Genomic DNA, 24,433 nt, shown 5'->3' with positions numbered 1-24,433 from the left:
GATATATTAAGTTTAATTCAAAACATAATTAAATGATTTAAATAGGTATTGATTATTTAAAGTTAATATATGCATAAATAAAAGATTAAGTATTTATATAATTAAAATATGGCTATATAAATACTGTATAGGCTTTGTAAAAATCAAATATACTGTGTAAAATTTAAAAGCTATTATCACCTAAGGAGGAGATGGTTATAATTAAAAAATTTTTAACTTTAGAAATAAATGACGATTATATAAGGGTTGTACTTTTAAGAAAAAACTATAAAAAAATATTTATAGATAAATCTATTATAAAAGAAGTTAGCTTTAATATTAAAAGTGATATTGATGAGATTGAAAAAACTGGATATGTAGAAAATGTAGTAAAATTAGTAAAAGATGAAATAAATAATATAAAAAAATCATACAAAAATTTGTACTTTAATATTCAAACTCAAGACATAGTTATTAGAAATATTGAGATATTGAATACTAAGAAAAAAAGAGACATATTAAACATGATAGAATTTGAGATAACACAATATATTCCAATAAATATAAATAACTATTCAATAAAATATAAAATTATAAACTCTAGTAAGGATAAGTTAAATATACAAGTAATTCTTTTTCCTAAAAATATTATCAAAGTAATTAAAATCATTTCAGAAAGTCTAAATATGAACCCAAAAGCGATAAACATAAATTTTGATATACTACAAAAACTTATAAGTTTAAATTTAATAGATAATTTTATAGAAGATGGAGTGTTTATAGAATGCAAAAAAAATCAATTTATTATAAACATAACAAAAAATAAAAAAATAGAAGAAACATATCTATTATCAAAAGAAATAAAATCCTATGACTCAGTAAAAAAATTAATAAGTAGATTTAAATATGTTTATTATTATGGTATAGAAAATTGTTTTATAGAGGAGTATTTTAAAGATACAGAAAAAATTGCTGAAGTAAATCCATTGAGATTAAAAAATAAAGTAAGGGTGGAAAATAATTTTGATAAGGGTTTAAGAGATACTAGTATAACTTATATAAGCAGTATAGGGATGATTATTTAAATGAAAGCTTATAAAACAATAAATTTTTTAAATGGATTTAAAGAAACTAAGCGATATAATAAAATCTATAAAATAACGATAATATCAATTTTAATATGTGTTTCATTAAAAATGTTTATGTATATGAAATCTATAAATGAATTAGAAAATTATATAAGTCACAATAAACCCATAAATGAATCTAAATATACTGTACCAAATCTGGAAAAAACAAAAGAAAAGTTTTCTAGAATAAAGCTTGATGAAATTAAAAAAATATATGAAATAGTTGGAACAGATAACATTACTAAAATATCTATAGATAAAAACAAAATGGAGATGGAAGGAGTATGTGATAATCTAGATATTTTAGATAATTTAAGAAAAATAAATTACATAAAATATTACTATATAGACAGCATTATAAGAGATGGAGAATGTTATAAATTTAGAATAAAAAGTTAGAAAGGTGATTAATTTTGAAATTAAATAAGAGAGAAAAAAATCTGATGAAAATATTGCTAATATTAATTATTGTATTAGTAGTTAATGTAATGTCCAGACCTCTAGAAGAGAACCTAACTAATTTGAAGAAAGAAAAACAAAATATAGTGAATGAAATAAAACGACAAGATAATTACAAAATTAAAGGTAATGGGTACAAAGATGATAGATATGTAAAAAATGTTGAATTAGATAGTAATACAAAATTAAAAAATAATTTTAATAACTCATTTTTAGATAAAAAAACAAATAAAGATATAGTATTATTAGTAGAAAATGAATTGAGAGATATTGTAAATGTGGAATACATCAATCAAGAAAGTAGCTTAGACAACTACAGTAAAAAACAAACTAATTTAGAAGTAAAAGTTAATGGAGAACTTGAAAATGTGTTGAAACTTGAAGGTGTAATGAAGAACTTAAGGTTACATAATAAAATTGAAAAAATAGAAATTAATAAATTAAAAACAAGTAATCTTGAGGCCAAAAACATTTCAAACGAATATAAACAAGAAAAAAACAATCTTGTAGAATGTAAAATGACAATTAGAGTCACATAACAAAAAAGAATAGATAAAGTAAAAAACTATTATCAGTTCATAAAACTTTATAGAAGAATTAGTTTTACGATAATCCATTTCTGTAAGAGGGATTGTTAGTGATTTTATCGAAATCCTAATTAAAGTGAATATATTATACCAAAATATAAGTAAATTTGAGATAATATTTGCTTATACTATAGATTGATTGATAAAAAAATGGTATAATAACAAATTGTACTTTAATTTAATAATAAGGGAGTGGAAGTCATATTGTTAGGGAGAAATGAGCTATGCCCTTGTGGAAGTGGCAAAAAATACAAGAAATGTTGTTTAAATAAAGATATTGTTTCAGAAAGAGCAAGCAGAAAAACTGAACTTTCACAAAAGCAATATACAGATTTATATTCAAAATTATATGATTATTCAAGACAGGATAGATTCAAAGATGAATGTGAAAAAGCTAAAGAAATGTTTTATATAATGCAAAATGATACTGTAAATGAAAAGTTCGAAAGATTTTTTAATACGTATTTAATACAAGACCACATAATGGAAAATAAAAAGGTCATGACGGTTGGATTTCTTGAAGAGAATGGTGCAAACCTAAGTCAATCAGAAATTTCAATATTAAAAAGTTTGTTTGAATCCTATGTAAGCATTTACGAAGTAAAAGAAATTTCTACAGGAAAAATAGTTTTAAGAGATTGTTTAAGTGGGAAAGAACTTTACACAGAAGATGTAAAACTTCTAAGAAGCTTTAAAATCGGAAGCTGTATGATAGCTAGAATAATTGATGTTGAAGGAACTAATATATTAATAGATGTAACTATAAGTATATCAAATGAAGTTAAAGATATAATTTTAAATGATGTTATGAATTTATTTAATCAATATAAAGACCTATATAAAGATATGAAGACGTTCTTAATTTATCATACACATGTATTATATAAATATATACAACAGCTTTTAGACCCAAGTATAGCCGAATATTTAAAAAGAGAAAGAGATAAAAATGATAATAAAAAAGTTAATTTAGAAGGTGAATTAGCTGAAGTAGAATGTAAAGTTTTAGATACTCTTAAAGAAAATGTGGAAAAAGAAAATATAGATGCATGTATAGAGTTCTGGAATGAATATAAGAAAAGTCATGAAAATATAAAAGGAGCTGAAAGTGGTTGGGCAGCTGCTGTTGAGTACTATGTTAAGAAAGAAGCAGGACAACCTATAACTCAAGTGCAAATATCAAAAAAATATGATATAAGCTCTAGTACATTAGGAAAAAGATACAAAGATTTAAAAATATCTTAATTAATTATAAAAAGCTTTAAGTCATAGATAAAGAATCTATAGTATAATATATGTATAATGTGTAGAAAGAGGTATTAATAATGAGTCTTAGTTTAGGAAATGCAATTGCTGTATCAACAAACTTTATAAAATCTAACCCAGCAGTACCTGTATACGACGGAGAAGAAATATATGCAGTTATTTATCATATAGAAATAGGATATAATAATGGTGTATCACCTGATACTAAACAATATATAATAATAGACTATAAAGAGTTCGATTTATCTATGGATAGAAAAAATGAACTAGTAGAAGTTGCTAAGGAGTACTGCAAATCTAAAAATATTGTAGAAAATGAAAATCTTGAAATAAATCTTTTGGATAATGAAGAAGCAGAAAACTTCTTAGAAAAGGTATTTAATAACATGAAAGTTATAAGAGGCCTTATAACTAAAAGAGGATAAGTTAATGGAGTTTATTGGTATAGAAAATATAACACCATATGAAAACATATATGAATTTAGTGTATATAAATACGATGATGAAATCACTTTAGGTAGTGAAGATTTATATATATGTGAATTAAGGGTTATATTAATTAAAGTTAATTCTTTATACGTTGAAAGATTGAATAAATCAGTTGAAGCAATGGTTTTAGTAAAAAATCTAAAAAAAGATTTGGATAAAGAACTTATTGTAGACAAAATAAAGAAATTTGTGCTAGACGAAATTTGGGTAGAAAATCTAGTAAAAGAGAATATAGAAGTTATATTTGTAGAAAGCTAGGAGTAACCCTAGCTTTTTTATATTATAATCTAAGAGAGGAAAACAATATGTTAAGGGTATCTAATATAAAACTTGGAATCGATAAAGAAATATCTTTATTAAAAGATATTGTACTTAAGAAATTAAGAATAAAAGAAAAAAACTTAATAAAATATAGTATATATAAAGAATCTATAGATGCTAGAAAAAAAGGGAAGATGGAATTTGTTTATTCTGTAGATGTAGAAGTTAGAGATGAAAGTAAAATACTAAACTCAAAAATAAAAGATGTAACAAAAATAAAAGATATAAAATATGTGAATGTAGCTATGGGTCATAAAAAATTGAATAATAGACCTTTAGTAATTGGAAGTGGACCAGCTGGTCTATTTGCAGGGCTTATTTTGGCTCAAATGGGTTATGAACCAATTATACTTGAAAGAGGTCTTGATGTTGATAGTAGAACCAAGGATATAAGTAATTTTTGGACGACTAGAAAGTTTAAAAATAATTCAAATGTTCAATTTGGAGAAGGTGGAGCAGGAACTTTTTCAGATGGGAAACTCACAACTAGAATAAAAGATATACGATGTAGAAAAGTGCTAGAAGAATTAGTTCAGTTTGGAGCACCAGATGAAATATTATATTCACATAAGCCACATGTTGGTACAGATATATTAAAAAGTGTAGTTAAAAATATAAGAAATGAAATAATAAATCTAGGTGGACAAGTTAAATTTGATTCAAAAGTTACAGATATAGTTGTATTAAATAATTCTATACAATCTGTAATTGTAAATGATAGTGAAAAAATAGATACAGATGCAGTCATATTAGCTGTTGGGCATAGTGCAAGAGATACTTATGAGATGTTGCATTCAAGAGGTGTAAAAATAATTCAGAAACCATTTGCAATAGGAGCTAGAATTGAACATCCTCAAGACTTGATAAATAAAGCACAGTATAAGGAATTTTATAATCACCCTCGACTAGGAGCTGCTGATTATAGACTTATAGAACATGTCTCAAATGGAAGAACAGCATATACTTTTTGTATGTGTCCAGGAGGCAGTGTCATAGCATCTGCATCAAATGATTTTGAAATAGTTACAAATGGAATGAGTGAACATGCAAGAGATAAAACAAATGCTAATAGTGCATTTCTAGTAAATGTACTTCCAGAAGATTTTGATAGTGATAATCCACTAGCAGGGGTTCATTTTCAGCAAAAATATGAGAAATTAGCTTTTGAATTAGGTGGTAAAAATTACAATGCGCCAGTTCAACTTGTTGGAGATTTTATTAATAATAAGACTTCTGAAAATTTAGGAAGTGTTGAACCATCATACAAACCTGGATACAAGCTTACAAATTTGAATGAATGTTTGCCTAGTTTTGTGGTAGAAACTATGAGAGAAGCATTTATATCTCTTGATAAAAAATTAAATGGATTTGCAATGCATGATGCAGTTTTAACAGGTGTAGAAACTAGGTCATCATCACCAATAAGAATAGTAAGAGATGAAAACAGTTTGGAGTCAATAAGTATTAAAAATTTATATCCTTGTGGTGAAGGTGCTGGATATGCAGGTGGAATAGTCACAGCAGCAGTAGATGGTATAAAATGTTCAGAAAAAATAATACAAAAATATGCTAATAACACAAAAATTTAACAGAAACTTAATGAATTTTTAATATTTAACATGAATTTAACATTACTACTCCTATAATTTGATAAAATACAATAGGTTATAAAATTTTTAAATATAGTAATCTCTTTACAAGGAGGAAATAATTTGAACATTATAATAAGTCTAATGGGTGGATTAGGGCTGTTCTTATATGGTATGAACCTTATGGGAGAAGGTCTGCAAAAATCTGCTGGGACAAAATTAAAAAAGATAATAAAATTACTTACTAGTAATCTATTTATGGGAGTTTTAGTAGGTACAGGAGTTACAGCAGTAATACAAAGTTCAAGTGCTACTACTGTAATGGTTGTTGGTTTCGTAAATGCAGGCATAATGACTTTAAAACAAGCAATAGGGGTTATAATGGGTGCTAATATAGGTACTACTGTTACAGCCCAATTAGTATCTTTTGATTTAGCTGGAATGGCTCCAGTAGCATTAGGTATAGGTATTATACTTTATTTATTTGGAAATAAACCTAGAATAAAAAATATAGCCGAGATACTTATAGGTTTTGGGATATTATTTACAGGTATGGATTTTATGAAAATGGCAGTTGAACCATTAAAGGACTATCAAGGGTTCACGGATTTACTTGTTACATTTGGTAATTATCCGCTACTTGGACTATTATTAGGATTTGGTATTACAGCAATAATACAGAGTTCAAGTGCATCTATGGGTATGTTGGTTGCATTAGCAGCAGAAGGTTTAATACCACTAGCAGCAGCATTACCAATTCTTTATGGTCAAAACATTGGTACATGTGTAACTTCATTGCTATCAAGTATTGGTGCTAATAAAAATGCACGAAGAGCAGCTATGATGCATTTAATCTTCAATGTTTTGGGAACAGTAATATTCTTATTGTTGTTGAATAAACCAATTGTAAATTTAGTTACAAGTTGGGACCCAAGTAATGTTGCAAGACAAATAGCTAATACACACACATTGTTTAATATTATATCCGTCTTAATACTTCTACCATTTACAAAGGTTATCATAAAACTAGCCATTAAGCTTGTTCCTGATAAAGCTGGTGATGCAGATGAAGATGAAGCTAAGACTATTAAATATATAGATGATAGAATGATAGAAACTCCTTCCATAGCTCTTGCCAATACGATAAAAGAAGCACTTCGTATGGGAGAAAAAGCTAAGGAAAGCTTAAATGCATCTATGGAAGCGTTAGTAGAACATTCAACTGAAAAAATAGATAAGACATACAGACGTGAAAAACTAATAAATGATTTACAAAAAGCTATCTTAAATTACTTGCTTAAACTTTCAAAGGCGCCTTTAGATGATAATTCTAGAGAAGTTGTAGACACCTTATTTAATACAGTTAATGATATAGAAAGAATTGGTGACCATGCTAAAAATATAGCTGAATTATCTCAAGTTGCAATAGATTCAAATATTTCTTTCTCTGAAGAAGGACAAGCTGAACTTGATATTATGTACAATAAAGTTGTTTCAGCTTATACTTATGCTTTAGAGTCAATGAGAACTGATGATGTGGATTTAGCTTGTAAGGTTATAAAAATTGAAGAGCAAGTTGATATAATGGAGAAATCTTGTAGAGCTAATCATATGTATAGATTGAATAACAATTTATGTAGTATAGAAAATGGAGTTATTTATTTAGATGTAATAAGTAATCTAGAAAGAATATCTGACCACGCTGTTAATATAGCACAACAAGTTATAGCTAAGAGATTGGGAACTGATTAAAAATGGTAATTTAAAATAAAGTAAGAATTAAAATAGATAATGAACAAAAAAGAAGGAGTTGTCTTAAAATTGATTTTTTCTAATCAAATTTTAAGTTCAACTCCTTTAAAATTTAGGCTAATTATTCTTAATGAATCATCATAAAGAATAATTGTTTCAATGTCTAATGGCGATACCATTTGTTTATAACACTGTATATTTTATAATCAAAATGTTAAGCTATTTCTTTAATTTGTTTAAATGAATTTTCATTTCCATTTCCACCAATTTGTGTTACTGATTTAAATCTCATAGTTTTAAATAGTTCTTTTTGACTATAGTCTAGTAAATTTCCTACTAGTATTACAGGAGATTTAGTTTTTCCAGCTAAAACCCCAACAGATAAACCATCTATTAAATCATCTTGTTTATTGATTCCATTTTTAGCTACATATAGGTTATTTATATTAGAATCTTTGTAAAACTCTTTTATTACTTTTGCATTTGTTTCATTTCTAGTACTACCTGATATTCTTTGTGGATTTTTAAGTTTGTTTTCTATATTTTTAGAAACTGTATATTCTCCACCTATTATATAAGATTTATCTATTTTTTTATCTTTGAATAAATCATTTATTTCAGTTATATTACTATTTTCATTAGTAAGTATTATAGGCATATCATTTTGAGCTGATGCTGCACCAATACTTACTGCATCTGCTAATCCTTTTTCACCATTAACTACTGATATTTTTGATACATTACTAATTCCTTTTAATTCTTTAGCAAGATTTAGAGAAGTCTCATATCTATCATTTCCTGAAATTCTAGATACAGACATATTATCTGACTTTATAGTATCTAAAGATTTTTCGTTTACAGAAGCTTCACCACCGATTACATATACATTTTTAACTTTTAATCTCTTTAATTCAGCTAAAGTCTTCTCATTTATTTGAGAACTTCCAGTTAACAATATAGGAGCATCTTTTTTATATGCAAATGGTGTTGCAGCCAAAGCATCTGCAATTGCAGAATCATTTATTAAAACAGTATTTTCAGCATTTTCCCAACCTGCTTGGCTTATCTTAATAGAAGTTTCATATCTATCAGTTCCTGTTAATGCATTTGCATTTACTTCATCTTGGTATGTAACTTCAAATTTGGCATTTGGACTTCCTAAGAAAGCTATTACGCCTCCTTTTGGCAATCTAACTCTATTATTCTTTGTCACTAAAGAGTAATTTACAGGAGTTCCTTTATCATCATAAACTGCAAAAGATGAATTTTGAGGAAGATTAACTTCTATTTTTTTATTTGCTATATCATCGCCAATTTTGTACCATTTTGCATACCCTTTTGAATCTATTTGATATGTAAAAGATTTTTCTGATGATAAATTAGTTAGGGAATCTTCACTTACATATGTTTGTGTTGCAAATTTTAGGTATTCTGTACCATTTTCTTTATACAGTTTGATATCACTCAAATCACGACCCATTACACCAGGTATTTCTATAAAAGCATTTGAATTATTCTCATCTATTATTTTAGTATTAGCTAAAAAACCTGGAGTTTTATCAGAAACACCAAGCATTGCTTTAACAGAGCCAAACATATAGTATTGAGAAGTATATTTTTCATCTACTAGATAGTAACCTTTTTCACCTCTTTTTTCCCATGCTTCTTTGACACTATTTGATATATTATTGTCATCTACCTTTTGAGCTACATAGTATAAACTTGCTGTCTGACCTAATCCAGGAACATCATCATAAGAGCTCATATTTAAATATGTGATATTATTTTTTTCTTTTACAAATTTTAGGCAACTATTACCTTTTTCAGATACGAATCTATCTTGACCTATGTATACATATTTATCTTTAGGTCCATTTTCTATGTATGGAGAAGATACTGTTAGAGTACCATTATCATTAACATCAACTTTTAGCATATTTGAAGAAGCATAAAGTCCACTATTTTCTTTTAAGTAACTTGGCATTTTGACTTGTTGTGGCTTACTAAATGTTTTATCAGGTTTTATTTCTTTAATTTTACCTTTTTCTTTTAATGCAGATAGTAAAATTTCTTGTCCGATTACTTCGTTAAGTTGACTACTTCCACCAGAAGAAACAACTGCAACTGCCATATTTTCATCTGGAAGCACTGTAAGATTACTATGGAATAATAAAGAATCTCCACCTTTTGTAAGTGCTTTTAGATTATATTGATTAAATGGATAAGTGTTGACACAATCCCATCCTAAACCATATCCAAGGATAGAGTCTTCTCCCTCAGGCCATAGACCATTTAAATATTCTTTATTTTCCATAGCTTTTACTGAAGCAGGAGAAAGAATTCCATTTGATTTTTTCATAAATGTTTGTGCAAATGTACATAGATTTTCTGCACTTGAATATAAACCACCTGCACCTATAGTATTAAGGTTATCTTGTGGAACTGCATCTTCCCAATAAGGTACATAGGCTTTTGCAAGTTTTGAACTATCAAAGCTATTTTCTGGAGTTTTTGTGTTTTGTAAGTTAAGTGGATTGTTTATGTATTTATCAAGAAAATTAGTAAATGACATACCAGATACTCTTTCTACTAAAATTTCAGCTAAAGTAAATCCATCATTACAATAAACAGAAAAAGCTCCTGGCTTAGCTTTTAATCTTTGTTTCTTTAATTCTTCTAAGAAATTATCATGATTATAAGAATCATTGTCTCCCAATAAAAGGGCATTTTTAAAACTACTTCCCATTAGCCCTGATGAGTGATTTAATAACATTCTTGGAGTGATTTCTTTATATCTATCATCAGCCATTTTAAATTCAGGTATATATTTTACAACAGGAGTATCTAAATTTACTTTTCCCTGTTCAACCAATTTCATAACAGCTGTAGTAGTAAATACTTTACTGATAGATGCAATATTGTACATATTATCCTTAGTTAAATTTTTATTATCTTGTTTGCTGTATACTCCACCATTTCCAGAAATCTCAATTTTACCATTATCAATTAGAGCATATTGAGCGCTTACAGCTCCGTATTTAGATAGTAAAGTTTGAATTTTCTCTTTAGCAAGAGCTCTAGTTTTTGTGTAAGACTCCGAACCTTTACTATAATCATTTAACTCTATATCAGAGCTTTGATACTTATCGGAGATATTGTTTGTGTCATTATCAGCAAAAGCAATACTTGGAGTAGCTGTAAATAACATACTAAGTACCAATGTGCTAGATAATAACTTAAATAATCTTTGCTTAAACATATTAAATTACCTCTTTTCCCTTTTAATAATTACAATTAGCATAACATTCTTAATTATTTTAATCAACAGATTATTGTTAAGAAAAATACATTTATAATAAGTTACATTTTATATATATGAGAGAAATAAAAAGATAACATTTTGCTATTGGACTATTCATTTATTTAATTAAAATTTTATAATTGACAAATAGTTGTAATATTTAGAAGAATCGATTTCCTAATAATGCTTGAGGATATATGCATTATTTTGTGGCAAACTTTTTAAAAAAACACCTAGATTTTATGTTATAATCTCTGTAAAACGCATATGCTGAAAAGAGGGATTTAAATGGGAAAAATAAATTTTGATTATAGTAAAGCTACGGAATTTTTTTGCCAAAAAGAAATAGATGTCATGCAGCCGTATGTAGATGTGGCACATGATATGTTACATAATAAAACTGGTTTAGGAAATACTTTTTTAGGATGGATAGACCTTCCTAAAAATTATGATAAGGAAGAGTTTGCTAGAATAAAAAAATCTGCTGAGAAGATAAAATCTGATTCTGAGGTTCTTCTAGTAATCGGTATAGGAGGCTCTTATTTGGGTTCAAGAGCTGCGATAGACATGGTAAGTCATTCTTTTAGAAATGGGCTTAAAAAAGAGCAAAGAAATGCTCCTGAAGTATATTTTGTAGGTCATAACATAAGCTCAACATATATTATGGATTTACTAGATGTAATTGAAGGTAAAGATGTTTCTGTAAATGTAATATCTAAATCAGGTACTACTACAGAGCCAGCTCTTGCTTTTAGAATATTTAAAAATTATTTAGAAAAAAAATATGGAAAAGAAGAAGCTAGAAAGAGAATATATGCAACAACAGATTCAAGTAAAGGGGCGCTTAGACAATTAGCTACAGAAGAAGGATATGAGACTTTTGTAATACCAGATGATGTAGGTGGCCGTTTTTCTGTATTGACAGCTGTTGGATTACTTCCTATTGCAGCTGCAGGACTTGATATTGATGCCATAATGAATGGTGCAAATGATGCTCGTGAAGCATTTCAAAATTCTGACTTAAAAAATAATGACAGTTATAAATATGCTGTAGCTAGAACAATTTTACATAGAAAAGGAAAAGATGTAGAGTTATTGGTTAACTATGAACCTCAACTACATTATATGAGTGAGTGGTGGAAACAACTTTATGGAGAAAGTGAAGGAAAAGAAAATAAAGGATTATTTCCTGCTTCTGTAGATTTTTCAACAGACTTACATTCTATGGGACAATATATTCAAGATGGAAAAAGACTTTTATTTGAAACAGTACTTAATGTTGAAAGTTCTAAGAGAAATATAACTATAAATTCAGAAGAAGTAGATTTAGATGGTTTAAATTATTTAGCAGGCAAAACTGTAGATTTTGTAAATCATAAAGCTTTTGAAGGTACTCTATTAGCACATACTGATGGAAAAGTGCCTAACTTGGTAATAAATATACCTAAGTTAGATGAGTATAATTTTGGATATTTAGTGTATTTCTTTGAAAAAGCTTGTGGAATAAGTGGATATTTACTAGGAGTTAATCCATTTGACCAACCAGGAGTAGAAGCATACAAGAAAAATATGTTTGCTTTACTAGGAAAACCAGGTTATGAAAAAGAAAAAGAAGAATTAGAAAAAAGACTTAAATAATTTTAGATAGTTAAGGTTTAATTAAGATTAGAATAATATAATGAAATCATCGAAAGAGAGTTTACTCAAAATAGATGATTTCATTTTTTTATGGAAAATTGGGAAAAATATATTTTGATAATTTATATTATATTTAGATAGGGAGTGGTATGAGATGTCAAGAAGAAAGAAAGGTATAAGTTTAGTAATATTAGTCGCTATAATAAGTTCAATACTTAGTAGTTTGCTAACAATAATTTTAGTTAAAGATAATTTAGGAAGTAAATCTACAGGAAGTTCTACGCCCATAGTTGTAAATGATGATGGAAAGAGCCAAAACATTTACCAAGCAGTTGCAGAAAAGGCAACACCATCTGTTGTAGGTATTACGACAACTAGCGTCGATACTAGTAATATGTTTGCAATACCAACTGAAACACAAGGAGTAGGAACTGGGATTATAGTAGATTCAAATGGATATATACTTACTAATTCTCATGTTATATCAGATGGCCAAGCAACTAGTGTTAATGTTTTATTTAATGATGGTTCAACAACATCAGGTAAAGTGGTATGGTTTGACCAACAACTTGATTTGGCCATAGTTAAAGTTGATAAAACTGGATTAACACCAGCTGAATTTGCAGATAGTGATAAAGTAAAAGTTGGAGATATATCAATAGCAATAGGTAACCCACTTGGACTAGACTTCCAAAAGACAGTTACTCAAGGTATAATAAGTGGATTAGATAGAACTATACAAACAGAAAAAACTAATATGACAGGGTTATTACAAACTGATGCAAGTATAAATGCAGGAAATAGTGGAGGGCCATTGTTAAATCAAAAAGGTCAAGTAATTGGTATAAATACAGCAAAAGCTTCTCAAGCAGAAGGGTTAGGATTTGCGATACCAATCAATACAGCTAAAAGTATAGTTGAAGAAGTAATAAAAACTGGAAAATATGAAAAAGTAACTTTAGGTATAAAAGGAACAGATGTATCAAATTATGAAGCAGCTACAGGTACAAAATTAAGTACTGACAAAGGAGTATATGTTGCAGAAGTAATATCTGGTTCATCAGCAGAAAAAGCAGGAGTAAAAGTAGGGGATATTATAACTAAAGTAGGAGATGCAGATATAACTGGTATGAATGACCTTAATAAAAAGTTATATACTTTCTCAAAAGGTGCTAGCACAAAAATTACATTAAATAGAGGCGGAAAAGCAGTAACAATAAATGTAAAATTCTAAATGTTACTAGAGAAACAGAGACTACATGGTAAAGTGTAGTCTCTGTTTTTATTTAATTTTTATAGTATATATATCTAAATTAATTAAAATAACATATTGTTTATAGAGATTATCTATATTTACTTATAAAAATAAAATTAATAAATATTTAAATTTAATTTATAAAATCAATATAAATATCATAATAAAATAAAAATTTTTAATATTACTAAAAAAATATAGACAAAATAATAACGAATATAGTATTATGTAATTGTAGAAATGCTTTTCATAGAAATAACCTATGAAGATGAATTACATAAAGATGAAAAAAAGGAATGGATATTCTTTAGGGGTGAAAAAATTATGAATCCATTAGTTATAAATTTACAAAAATGTAGTATACATGATGGTCCAGGGATAAGAAGTACAGTTTTTTTTAAAGGATGCCCACTTGAATGTGTTTGGTGTCATAATCCAGAAAGTCAAACATATACAAAACAAGTTTTGTATAATGAAGAGAGATGTTCAAGATGTGAAGCATGTATAAATATATGTCCTCACAAAGCAATTTACAAAGGTAAAACAAAAATATGTCTAGACCAAGAAAAATGTGAGTTTTGTGAAACTTGTTTAGATTATTGTATAAACAATGCTAGAGAAATAGTAGGTCAAGAGTATTCTGTTAAAGAACTGGTTAAAGAGATAGAAAAAGATAGAATTTTCTATGAAGAATCAGGTGGAGGAGTAACTTTATCAGGTGGAGAAGTAATGGCTCAAGATATGGATTTTATTTGTGGAGTAATAAACATGTGTAAATCAAAGGGAATTCATGTGGCAATTGATACTTGTGGATATGCAAAGTCAGAAAATTACGAAAGAGTTGCTGAATGTGCAGATTTGTTCTTATACGATATTAAACTTATTGATGAGGAAAAACATATAAAATTTACAGGAAAATCAAATGATTTAATACTTAAAAATGTTAAACTTTTGAGTGAATCAGGAGCTAATATAAATATAAGAATACCATTAATTGTAGGCGTAAATGTAGATGATGAAAATTTAGAGGTTAAAAAAATGATAGAGTTTTTAAAGCCTTTGAATATAAAAGATGTAAGTCTTCTTCCATATCATAATATTGGTAAACATAAGTATGATAAAATTTATAAAAAGTATGAAGGAGAAGAGTTACAAAGACCTACTGAAGAAAAATTAGAAGAAATAAAAAGGCTGTTTGAAGCAAGTAATTTCAATACTAAGATTGGGGGGTAATAAAATGTTAAGAGGAACTTTTGAAAGAACTAAAAAATTAAGAGAAGAAAGTGTTAATGCAGAACCACACATATCTATTGAAAGAGCAGTACTTATGACAGAAGCTTATAAAAAATATGAAGGAAGTGTAGAAATTCCTGTACTTCGTGCTTTATCATTTAAACATTACATTGAAAACAGAACTCTTAGTATAAATGATGGAGAATTAATAGTAGGCGAAAAAGGAGATTCACCTAATGGAGCACCAACATATCCAGAAATTTGTTGTCATACAATGGAAGATTTAGAAGTAATGCATAATAGAGACATAATAAATTTTAGTGTGTCTGAAGAATCTAGAAAAATACATCAAGAGGAAATAATACCTTTCTGGAAGAAGAGACAAACCAGAGATAAGATAATAAATGCTATGACACCTGAATGGTTAGCAGCATATGAAGCAGGTATGTTTACAGAGTTTATGGAACAAAGAGCTCCAGGACACACAGTTTGTGGAGATACAATATATAAAAAAGGATTTTTAGATTTAAAGAAAGATATAGAAGCAAGACTAAAAGAATTAGATTTCCTTAATGACTTAGATGCATATAATAAAAAAGCTGATTTAGAAGCTATGGCAATAGCTTGTGATGCAATGGTTATATTAGGAAAGAGATATGCTGAAAAGGCAAGAAAAATGGCAGAAGAAGAAACTGATGAAGCTAAGAAAAAAGACTTATTGTTAATTGCTGAAACTTGTGATGTTGTACCAGCTCATAAACCAGAAACTTATCATCAAGCTATACAAATGTACTGGTTTGTTCATATAGGGGTTACTACTGAGCTTAATATATGGGATGCATTTACTCCAGGAAGACTAGACCAACATCTAAATCCTTTTTATGAAAGAGATGTAGAAAATGGAATATTAGATAGAGATAGAGCACAAGAATTACTTGAATGTTTATGGGTTAAATTTAACAATCAACCAGCACCACCAAAAGTTGGTATAACACTGAAAGAGAGTAGCACATATACAGACTTTGCAAATATAAATACTGGTGGAATAAATCCAGATGGTCAAGATGGTGTTAATGAAGTTAGTTATATAATACTTGATGTTATGGATGAAATGAAATTAATACAACCTAGTTCAAATGTTCAAATAAGTAAAAAGACTCCTCAAAAATTCTTAAAGAGAGCTTGTGAAATATCAAGAAAAGGATGGGGTCAACCAGCATTTTATAATACTGAAGCAATAGTTCAGGAGCTTATGGAAGCTGGTAAAACTATAGAAGATGCAAGACTTGGAGGAACTAGTGGTTGTGTTGAAACTGGATGTTTTGGTAAAGAAGCATATGTTTTAACTGGATATATGAATATTCCAAAAATACTTGAATTAACACTAAATAACGGTTATGACCCAATTGCGAAAAAGCAAATAGGTATTGAAACTGGAGACCCTAGAGATTTTAAATCTTATGAAGAATTATTTGACGCATTTAAAAAGCAGTTACATTATATGATTGATATAAAAATACAAGGAAATGCTGTAATAGAAAATATATGTGCAAAACATATGCCTTGCCCACTTATGTCTACAATAGTTGATGATTGTATAGCAAAAGGTAAAGACTATCAAAGAGGTGGAGCAAGATATAACACTAGATATATACAAGGTGTTGGTATAGGAACTATAACAGATAGTTTAACAGCAATAAAATATAATGTATTTGACAAGAAAAAATTTGATATGGATACATTACTTAAGGCACTTGATTCTAACTTTGAAGGATATGAAGCTATACTTAATATAGTTTCAAATAAAACTCCTAAGTATGGAAATGATGATGATTATGCTGATGGAATAATGGAAGAAATATTTAATGCATATTACAATGAAGTAACTGGTAGACCAACTGTTTGTGGTGGAGAATATAGAGTAGATATGTTGCCAACTACTTGCCATGTATACTTTGGAGAAATTATGGGAGCAAGTGCAAATGGTAGACTTTGTGCAAAGCCAGTTTCAGAAGGAATCTCTCCAGAAAAAGGTGGAGATACTAATGGACCTACAGCAGTTATAAAATCTTGTGCTAAGATGGACCATATAAAAACTGGTGGAACATTGTTAAATCAAAGATTTGCACCATCAGTAGTACAAGGTGAAAAAGGATTAGACAACATGGCTAATCTAGTAAGAGCATACTTTAATATGGATGGACATCATATACAATTCAATGTATTTGATAAAAATGTATTATTAGAGGCTCAAAAGAATCCTCAAGATTACAAAGACTTAATAGTTAGAGTTGCAGGATATAGTGACCATTTCAACAATTTAAGTAGAACATTACAAGATGAAATAATAGGTAGAACTGAGCAAACATTCTAGGATTGTTTGTAAATAAAACTTCTTACTATATAAAAATGTAACTGGTATAATAGTATATATTACCAGATACCATTTTAAAAAATTTTAGATTAATTCTGAGCTAACTTTCTGGATAGGAAGTTAGCTCGTTGAGTTTAATGAAAAAATCGTTAAATTTATATTTAATAAACTATATAAAGAAGTAATTTATAATAATCATAATAAAATTATATTTTATAATAACTAAGATAATTTTAAGCAGTTAAAATATTATAAATTTAGCTACTTTAAAATAAAAACTAATAGAAAAAGAGGAGATTTGATATGAAAACTTTAGGATTTATTGGTTCAGGAAATATGGGAAGTGCAATGATAGGTGGTATAGTAAAATCAGGATTAGTAAAAGCAGAAGATATAACTGTATCAGACTTAAGTCAAGTTGCTTTAGATAAAGTAAAAGAACAATTTGGAATAAATACTACAACTGATTCAAAGGTGGCTGTTGCAAATTCAGATGTAGTGATAGTAGCACTTAAGCCTAATATATGTGAAAAAGCTTTAGCTCCACTTAAAGAATTAATAGATGCAAGTAAAATAATAGTATCAATAGCAGCAGGAAAAACTATAGAAACTCTTGAAAGCATTATAGGTTCAGATAAAAAGATAGTAAGAGTAATGCCAAATACTCCAGCACTTGTTGGAGAAGGTATGTCAGCTCTTTGTAAAAATTCAAATGTTACTGATGAAGAATTGAATATGATTAAAGCTCTATTTGAATCATTCGGAGAAGCAGAAATAGTAGCAGAATATTTAATGGATACAGTTACAGGTATTAGCGGCTCTTCTCCTGCATATGTATTTATGTTTATAGAAGCTATTGCAGACGCAGCAGTACTAGCTGGTATGCCAAGACAGCAAGCTTATAAATTTGCATCTCAAGCTGTTATGGGCTCAGCTAAGATGGTTCTTGAAACTGGAAAACATCCAGGAGAATTAAAAGATATGGTTTGTTCTCCAGCAGGAACTACTATAGAAGCAGTTAAAGTGTTAGAAGAAGAAGGATTTAGATCAGCAGTTATAAAATCTATTGTCGCTTGCATAGATAAATCTAAAGATATGAGCAAATAATTGACTTTGGATATATATTTTTTGTCGTACCAACTTGAAGCAATAGGAATTCGGCTAGACGAAAATGAAAATGTTAGTCTAAATTAGCAAGAAGAATACAGCTTTCTAAAAAATTTCTAACTTTAAAATAAAAAGGGGTTGTCTCAGAATTGATTTTTTCTAATCAAATTTTAAGTTCAATTCCTTTTTTGTATTTTTATATGTTATTTTTTATTCCTTTTTTTAATTAATATCCTAAAATTTAATATTGAGGAAATTTGGGTACAAGTTCTCTCTTCTCCCTATACAGGATTTAAATCTCCCTCATCTTAAAAAAATAAAAATTTATATAGAATACATTTAGTCTATTAATTTTCTATATTTTCACAATTAAATATTTAATCTGATTTTTTCTATTAAAATACAATTTTACTATTGGAGATTGCCATTTTAAGAGCTATACTAAATTTAACTATCTTTTATAATATTCTTTATTTAAATTTAATTTTTTAACTACTTAAATTTAATTTCTTAATTATTTGAATATATTTTTTATATTAAATTCATTTTTCAGTTTATTTATTTTTGAAGTTTTAATATAGGGAGGCCTTAAAATGGATATATTATTGTTTGATAATGATGCTAGTTTTGGAATAAAATTAAAAGATAAGATAAACAATGTATTGTTAAAAGAGGGATTTGACAATGATATTGTAAAAACATATCGTAATGCAGAATTATTATTAAGAGATCTTGATGAAACAAATAAAGTAAGATTATTTTTTATTGGAATTAACTTCAAATATAATATTGATAACGACATATGTGATGGATTGTGGGTAGCACAACAAATCAGAGAACGTGATTATATAAGTCCTATTGTATTTCTTTCAAACTATGTAGAAATAGGTATTAGCCTTTTTAACTACAGACTTGAGGCTATGGATTTTATATTAAAAAATAGTATGGACTCAGCTGAAGGAAAAATAAAAGAATGCATTAAAACTGCTCATAAAAGATATTTTAGAGAAGTAGATTATCAAGAAAATTTTTTTACCATTTATAAAGATTTTGAACTTTGGAGAGTTTCATTTAATGATATAATTTACTTTGAAACATGTACTACACCTCATAAAATAAAAATTGTAACTATAAAAGAAGAAATTGAGATTTATAGAAGTTTAAAAGACATAGAAAACTTAGATATATGTTTATTTCGCATACATAAATCATTTGTGGTTAACAAACAACATATAATTTCTTTAAATATAAAAGAAAAGTGGTTAAAAATGAGTAATGGAGATAAATGTCCTATATCTGATAAATCTTTACAAGATGTAAAAAGACAACTTAAAATAAAAAAAGTACTAACTTAGAGATTTCGAAATAAAAGGAGATGTCTCAAAATGAACTTTTTAGTTCATGAGGCACTCTTTTTTGTATGAAATCAAATATATTTTTATCATTTCAACAATAAAAAAGAGGCTTATCTCTATTTTGAGATAGCCCCTTTTATTTTTGTAATAAAAATTAAAAGCTTTATGTTTATTAAATACAAAATTGTTTATTGTATTTAGTATAATATTTATTCCTAAAAAGTTGTTTATATTACATGAAAATGTTTATTTTATGCAAAAATAAGTATTTTTTATAGAATATAAACAACTTAAAGATAGTAGTAACACTAATTATGAAATCTAAGTAAATTTTCATATTTAAATTATATAATTTAAATATAGTTTAAAAACTATTTAAACTAATGCGAGGGGTGATTTTAAATGAAAAAAATTAGAAATTATATTTCTAGAGTATTAGTATTATGTCTTATTCTAACAAGTGTATTGTTTAGTGGTGGTACCTATGCTGAAAATTTATCTGGATATTCAACTCAAAAAGTGGCTACCACTAATTATAAAGCACCAATAGAAAGACCTGAAGATTTCCTAAAAGATAGAGAAAAAGCTAAGGAATGGGAAAGAACAGAGGCTGAGAGAGTAGAAAAGGGACTTGAAAAAGTAGAGAAAGCAGCCTTAACAGAATATAAAAAAGACCCAATAGAGATAAGTAAATATTCCAAAGAGAGAAATTATTTTTATGATTACGAAATAAAAGATAATCCTTTTGAAAAAGAATATAAAGACCTTAAAGGTGCAATATCAAAAAATAAACTAGATAAACCTATGTATGTTTATTATTTTGAATCTGCTGATAGATTTGCTTTCAATGGAGAACTTAGAAAGAATACAGAGAGTGAAATAAGTCTGGAGAAATTTAATGAATTTAAAGAAACAGTTCAAGATAGATTATTTAAACAAGATGGATTCAAAGATATATCTTTATACGAACCAAGTAAAGAAGATAGCAAACCCACTCCTTTATTTGTACATTTAAAACTACCAAAAGGCGCTGGAATGTTACCATATCAACAAAGCAATGAGTCTGTAAGTACACTAATAGAACAAGGGTATAGTGTAAAGGTTGATAAAACAGTTCGCGTAGTAATAAGTGGAAAACAGTACATAAAAGTTGAAGCATCTTTAGTAAGTACTCTTGACTTCAAAGATGAAGTAGGAAAAGGAGATGCTTGGGGAAAAGAAAATTATAGTGATTGGAGTAATAAATTAACTACTGATCAACTTGCTGATGTAAACGACTATATGCGTGGAGGATATACTGCAATTAATAGTTACTTAATATCAAATGGACCAGTAAATAACCCTGACACAGCATTAGACGCTAAAGTAAGTAATATTGAAAATGCATTGAAAAGCAAACCTATGCCATCTAATTTAACTGTATATAGACGAGCTGGTGCTCCTGAATTTGGATTAGAACTTTCATCACCTGGATATAATTTTAATTTAGAAGCAAATGTAAATGCTTTTAAAGAAAAATGGGAGGGACAAACATTAACATATCCAAACTTTGTTAGTACTAGTATAGGTAGTGTAAATATGAGTGCATTTGCAGCTAGAAAAATAGTATTACGCATCAATATACCAAAAGGTTCTCCTGGTGCTTATTTATCAGCAGTTCCTGGTTACGGTGGAGAATATGAAGTTCTTTTAAATCGTGGTAGTAAATTTAAGGTTAATAAAGTTGAAACTTATAAAGATAAATCTACTACAAAAGTAATTGTTGATGCAACATTAGTAAATTAATTTTTAATGGGTAATTCAAATATGTTTTTAATATAAGGGGGAGAAAAAATGAAAGTACAAATGAGAAACAAGAAGTTACTTAGTTTTTTAACACTTACAGCCATAGTTAGTCAAGCCTTAGCATATCCTGTATATGCACAAACTACTGTAAAACCTCAGCCTAATCAAAAAAGAGAGGTCGCAAGTGAAGAAACACTTCCAAGTAATGGACTAATGGGGTATTATTTTGCAGATGAACATTTCAAAGATTTGGAACTAATGGCTCCAATAAAAAATGGTAATTTAAAGTTTGAAGAAAAGAAAGTAGATAAACTTTTAGATAAGGATAAATCAGATGTAAAATCTATACGTTGGACAGGAAGAATAATTCCCTCTGAAGATGGTGAATATACATTGTCAACTGATAGAGATGATGTATTAATGCAAGTAGATGCTAAGGGAGATGTAGCAAACACACTTAAGGTTAATATGAAAAAAGGTAAGGAATATAAAGTTAGAATAGAATTACAAGATAAAAATATAGGGTCAATAGATAATCTATCATCACCTAAACTTTATTGGGAATCAAATGGTAATAAAACAGTTATACCTGAAGAAAACCTATTCTTAAGAGATTATTCTAAGATAGAAAAAAATGACCCATTTATTCCAAAAAATAATTTCTTTGATCCAAATTTAATGGCTGATTGGGAAGATGAGGACTTAGATACTGATAATGATAATATTCCAGATGCATATGAGAAAAATGGATATACTATTAAAGATTTAATTGCTGTTAAATGGGAAGACAGTTTTGCAGAGCAAGGATATAAAAAATATGTATCAAATTACTTAGAGCCAAATACTGCTGGAGACCCATATACAGATTATGAAAAATCTGCTGGTACATTTGATAGAGCAATAAGTAAAGAAGCAAGAGATCCATTAGTTGCTGCTTATCCAATAGTTGGAGTAGGTATGGAAAAATTAATATTATCTACAAATGATCATGTTTCTACTGACCAAGGTAAATCTGTTTCTAGATCTACTACAAACAGTAAAACTGATGCAAATACAGTTGGTGTATCTGTTACTGCTGGATATCAAAATGGATTTACAGGTAGTGTAACAGCAAATTATTCTCATACAACAGATACTTCGACTGCTGTACAAGATAGTAAAGGTGAATCTTGGAATACTGGATTACAAATAAGTAAAAGTGAATCAGCATATATAAATGCAAATGTGAGATATTATAACACAGGTACTGCACCTATGTATAAAGTAACACCAACAACAAACTTAGTGTTAGATGGAGATACATTATCAACTATTAAAGCACAAGAAAATCAAATTGGTAATAACTTGTCTCCTAATGCAACATACCCTAAAAAAGGTGTATCTCCTTTAGCACTTAATACAATGGATCAATTTAGCTCTAGATTAATACCAATAAATTATGAACAGCTTAAAAAATTAGATGCTGGAAAAGATATTAAACTAGAAACTACACAAGTAAGTGGAAATTTTGGCGTAAAAAATAGTCATGGACAAATTGTCACAGAAGGAAATAGTTGGTCAGATTATATCAGTCAAGTTGATAGCATTTCTGCATCTCTTATATTAGATACAGGAGATGGAACTTATGAAAGACGTGTTGCTGCTAAAGATTCATATGATCCTGAAGATAAAACTCCACAACTTACAGTTGGACAAGCAATTGAAAAAGCTTTTGGAGCTACTAAAAAAGATGGATTATTATATTTTAATAGAACACCAATTGATGAAAGTTGTGTTGAGCTTATATTTGATGATTACACAGCTGATACAATTAAAGAAAGATTAAAATCATTAGATGATAAAAAGATATATAATGTTAAACTTGAAAGAGGTATGAATATCCTTATAAAAACACCAACTTACTTTACTAATTTTGATGACTATAATAATTACCCTAATGCATTAAGTAATGTTGATACTAAGAATCAAGATGGCTTACAATATGCAGCAAATAAATTAAACGGAGAGACAAAAATCACAATACCTATGTCTAAATTAAAACCATATAAACGTTATGTTTTTAGTGGGTATTCAAAAGATCCTTCACTTTCTAATTCAATAACTGTGAAGGTAAAAGCAAAAGAACAACAAACAGATTATTTGGTACCAGAAAAAAATTATGAAAAATTTAGTTATGAATTTGAAACAACTGGAAAAGATTCTTCTGATGTAGAAATAACATTAACTGGAGGTGGTTCAGTATTTGTAGATAATTTATCTATTACAGAATTAAATAGTATTCCTGAAATACTTAAAGAACCAGAAGTTGAAGTTCCAACTGATCAAGAAATAATAAATGCACATAAAGAGTATGATGGAGTTATTGATACTAATATGGTCACTGGAAATGTTTTCATTAATGGACTTTATTTCAGACCTACTGATACTAATAAAGAAGCTCTTAATTATATTAATAGATATCATGTATATGCAACTCTTGAAGATTATTCTGGAAATGGAACTTATAAAGATATTGGTACTAGAGATAAAGAAATGCGTAATTATGGAGGTAATGAAAATCAACCTAAAACTAATTATATAAACTTTAGAGCTTATGATACAAATTTAGCAAATGTATTAACACATAAGCCAATGAAAATATATGCTGTAACTCCTGATAATAGAGAAATATTAGTTTATGACTTTAATAAATAAGTAGTTTTAGTTTAGTAAAATATAATCCCCAACATACAATATATATTTACCTTATAAAGTGTGATAATTAAAAAGCACCTTTATAAGGTATATTTTTAATTTTATTTTTGAGGTTTCTT

Annotated in this window: 17 protein-coding genes; 16 read left to right on the top strand and 1 reads right to left on the bottom strand. The window is 27.9% G+C overall.

What is annotated here, in order from left to right:
• The first annotated feature begins 191 nt into the window (after window positions 1-191).
• The 8 genes from IC758_RS17565 (at window position 192) to IC758_RS17530 (ending at window position 7,572) form a co-directional block, all read left to right on the top strand.
• Window positions 192-1,064, top strand: coding sequence for a pilus assembly protein PilM (locus IC758_RS17565; RefSeq protein WP_227435807.1), 873 nt, complete (start codon window positions 192-194; stop codon window positions 1,062-1,064).
• Window positions 1,065-1,508 (top strand): hypothetical protein, encoded by a 444-nt coding sequence (locus IC758_RS17560; RefSeq protein WP_227824498.1) that lies wholly within the window; start codon window positions 1,065-1,067, stop codon window positions 1,506-1,508.
• Between the two features lie 14 nt (window positions 1,509-1,522).
• Window positions 1,523-2,107: a hypothetical protein gene (locus IC758_RS17555; protein ID WP_227481851.1), complete on the top strand. Its 585-nt coding sequence runs from the start codon at window positions 1,523-1,525 to the stop codon at window positions 2,105-2,107.
• 252 nt (window positions 2,108-2,359) lie between these two features.
• Window positions 2,360-3,400, top strand: coding sequence for a YecA family protein (locus IC758_RS17550; RefSeq protein WP_227435821.1), 1,041 nt, complete (start codon window positions 2,360-2,362; stop codon window positions 3,398-3,400).
• 80 nt (window positions 3,401-3,480) lie between these two features.
• Window positions 3,481-3,846 carry a hypothetical protein gene (locus tag IC758_RS17545; RefSeq protein ID WP_227435824.1) on the top strand — a complete coding sequence of 122 codons (366 nt, stop codon included), beginning with the start codon at window positions 3,481-3,483 and terminating at the stop codon, window positions 3,844-3,846.
• Window positions 3,847-3,850: 4 nt separating this feature from the next.
• The gene (locus IC758_RS17540) at window positions 3,851-4,168 is read left to right on the top strand and encodes a hypothetical protein (protein ID WP_227435827.1); all 318 of its coding nucleotides are present in this window, start codon (window positions 3,851-3,853) and stop codon (window positions 4,166-4,168) included.
• Window positions 4,169-4,215: 47 nt separating this feature from the next.
• Entirely contained in the window at window positions 4,216-5,820 is a 1,605-nt protein-coding gene (locus IC758_RS17535) for an NAD(P)/FAD-dependent oxidoreductase (RefSeq protein WP_227860642.1), read from the top strand.
• A gap of 123 nt (window positions 5,821-5,943) precedes the next feature.
• A complete protein-coding gene (locus tag IC758_RS17530; RefSeq protein ID WP_227435832.1) occupies window positions 5,944-7,572 on the top strand; it encodes a Na/Pi cotransporter family protein in 1,629 nt (542 codons plus the stop codon).
• Window positions 7,573-7,786: 214 nt separating this feature from the next.
• Here IC758_RS17530 and IC758_RS17525 read toward each other — a convergent pair whose 3' ends face one another.
• Complete coding sequence (locus IC758_RS17525) at window positions 7,787-10,831, bottom strand: serine hydrolase (protein ID WP_227860641.1); 3,045 nt, start codon at window positions 10,829-10,831, stop codon at window positions 7,787-7,789.
• A 330-nt stretch (window positions 10,832-11,161) separates the two neighbouring features.
• On the opposite strand from IC758_RS17525, the gene IC758_RS17520 reads away from it, so the two are divergent.
• From IC758_RS17520 to IC758_RS17485, 8 genes are all read left to right on the top strand, one after another.
• Window positions 11,162-12,511 carry a glucose-6-phosphate isomerase gene (locus IC758_RS17520; protein WP_227433670.1) on the top strand — a complete coding sequence of 450 codons (1,350 nt, stop codon included), beginning with the start codon at window positions 11,162-11,164 and terminating at the stop codon, window positions 12,509-12,511.
• Window positions 12,512-12,665: 154 nt separating this feature from the next.
• The gene (htrA, locus tag IC758_RS17515; RefSeq protein WP_227481856.1) at window positions 12,666-13,745 is read left to right on the top strand and encodes a serine protease HtrA; all 1,080 of its coding nucleotides are present in this window, start codon (window positions 12,666-12,668) and stop codon (window positions 13,743-13,745) included.
• Between the two features lie 345 nt (window positions 13,746-14,090).
• Window positions 14,091-14,999, top strand: coding sequence for a trans-4-hydroxy-L-proline dehydratase activase (locus IC758_RS17510; RefSeq protein ID WP_227835074.1), 909 nt, complete (start codon window positions 14,091-14,093; stop codon window positions 14,997-14,999).
• A gap of 4 nt (window positions 15,000-15,003) precedes the next feature.
• Complete coding sequence (hypD, locus tag IC758_RS17505) at window positions 15,004-17,373, top strand: trans-4-hydroxy-L-proline dehydratase (protein ID WP_227433673.1); 2,370 nt, start codon at window positions 15,004-15,006, stop codon at window positions 17,371-17,373.
• Window positions 17,374-17,676: 303 nt separating this feature from the next.
• Entirely contained in the window at window positions 17,677-18,480 is an 804-nt protein-coding gene (gene proC, locus IC758_RS17500) for a pyrroline-5-carboxylate reductase (RefSeq protein ID WP_227433674.1), read from the top strand.
• A gap of 593 nt (window positions 18,481-19,073) precedes the next feature.
• Window positions 19,074-19,835: a LytR/AlgR family response regulator transcription factor gene (locus tag IC758_RS17495; protein ID WP_227835075.1), complete on the top strand. Its 762-nt coding sequence runs from the start codon at window positions 19,074-19,076 to the stop codon at window positions 19,833-19,835.
• Window positions 19,836-20,237: 402 nt separating this feature from the next.
• Window positions 20,238-21,620, top strand: a complete 1,383-nt coding sequence (locus IC758_RS17490) for an ADP-ribosyltransferase (RefSeq protein WP_227835076.1) — start codon at window positions 20,238-20,240, stop codon at window positions 21,618-21,620.
• 48 nt (window positions 21,621-21,668) lie between these two features.
• The gene (locus IC758_RS17485) at window positions 21,669-24,314 is read left to right on the top strand and encodes a binary toxin-like calcium binding domain-containing protein (RefSeq protein WP_227835077.1); all 2,646 of its coding nucleotides are present in this window, start codon (window positions 21,669-21,671) and stop codon (window positions 24,312-24,314) included.
• Window positions 24,315-24,433: the final 119 nt, after the last annotated feature.

This window comes from Clostridioides sp. ES-W-0016-02, assembly GCF_020641035.1.
In the GTDB taxonomy this organism is placed as follows: Bacteria; Bacillota; Clostridia; order Peptostreptococcales; family Peptostreptococcaceae; genus Clostridioides.
This window is presented reverse-complemented; position numbering and strand designations above follow the sequence as displayed.

Bases quoted from the DNA above. Each gene is read 5' to 3' on its own strand.
- IC758_RS17520 (WP_227433670.1), top strand. From the start codon at position 11,162: ATGGGAAAAATAAATTTTGATTATAGTAAAGCTACGGAATTTTTTTGC.
- IC758_RS17540 (WP_227435827.1), top strand. From the start codon at position 3,851: ATGGAGTTTATTGGTATAGAAAATATAACACCATATGAAAACATATAT.
- IC758_RS17490 (WP_227835076.1), top strand. From the start codon at position 20,238: ATGAAAAAAATTAGAAATTATATTTCTAGAGTATTAGTATTATGTCTT.
- IC758_RS17565 (WP_227435807.1), top strand. From the start codon at position 192: ATGGTTATAATTAAAAAATTTTTAACTTTAGAAATAAATGACGATTAT.
- IC758_RS17485 (WP_227835077.1), top strand. From the start codon at position 21,669: ATGAAAGTACAAATGAGAAACAAGAAGTTACTTAGTTTTTTAACACTT.
- htrA (WP_227481856.1), top strand. From the start codon at position 12,666: ATGTCAAGAAGAAAGAAAGGTATAAGTTTAGTAATATTAGTCGCTATA.
- IC758_RS17545 (WP_227435824.1), top strand. From the start codon at position 3,481: ATGAGTCTTAGTTTAGGAAATGCAATTGCTGTATCAACAAACTTTATA.
- IC758_RS17495 (WP_227835075.1), top strand. From the start codon at position 19,074: ATGGATATATTATTGTTTGATAATGATGCTAGTTTTGGAATAAAATTA.
- hypD (WP_227433673.1), top strand. From the start codon at position 15,004: ATGTTAAGAGGAACTTTTGAAAGAACTAAAAAATTAAGAGAAGAAAGT.
- IC758_RS17525 (WP_227860641.1), bottom strand. From the start codon at position 10,831: ATGTTTAAGCAAAGATTATTTAAGTTATTATCTAGCACATTGGTACTT.
- proC (WP_227433674.1), top strand. From the start codon at position 17,677: ATGAAAACTTTAGGATTTATTGGTTCAGGAAATATGGGAAGTGCAATG.
- IC758_RS17535 (WP_227860642.1), top strand. From the start codon at position 4,216: ATGTTAAGGGTATCTAATATAAAACTTGGAATCGATAAAGAAATATCT.
- IC758_RS17510 (WP_227835074.1), top strand. From the start codon at position 14,091: ATGAATCCATTAGTTATAAATTTACAAAAATGTAGTATACATGATGGT.
- IC758_RS17560 (WP_227824498.1), top strand. From the start codon at position 1,065: ATGAAAGCTTATAAAACAATAAATTTTTTAAATGGATTTAAAGAAACT.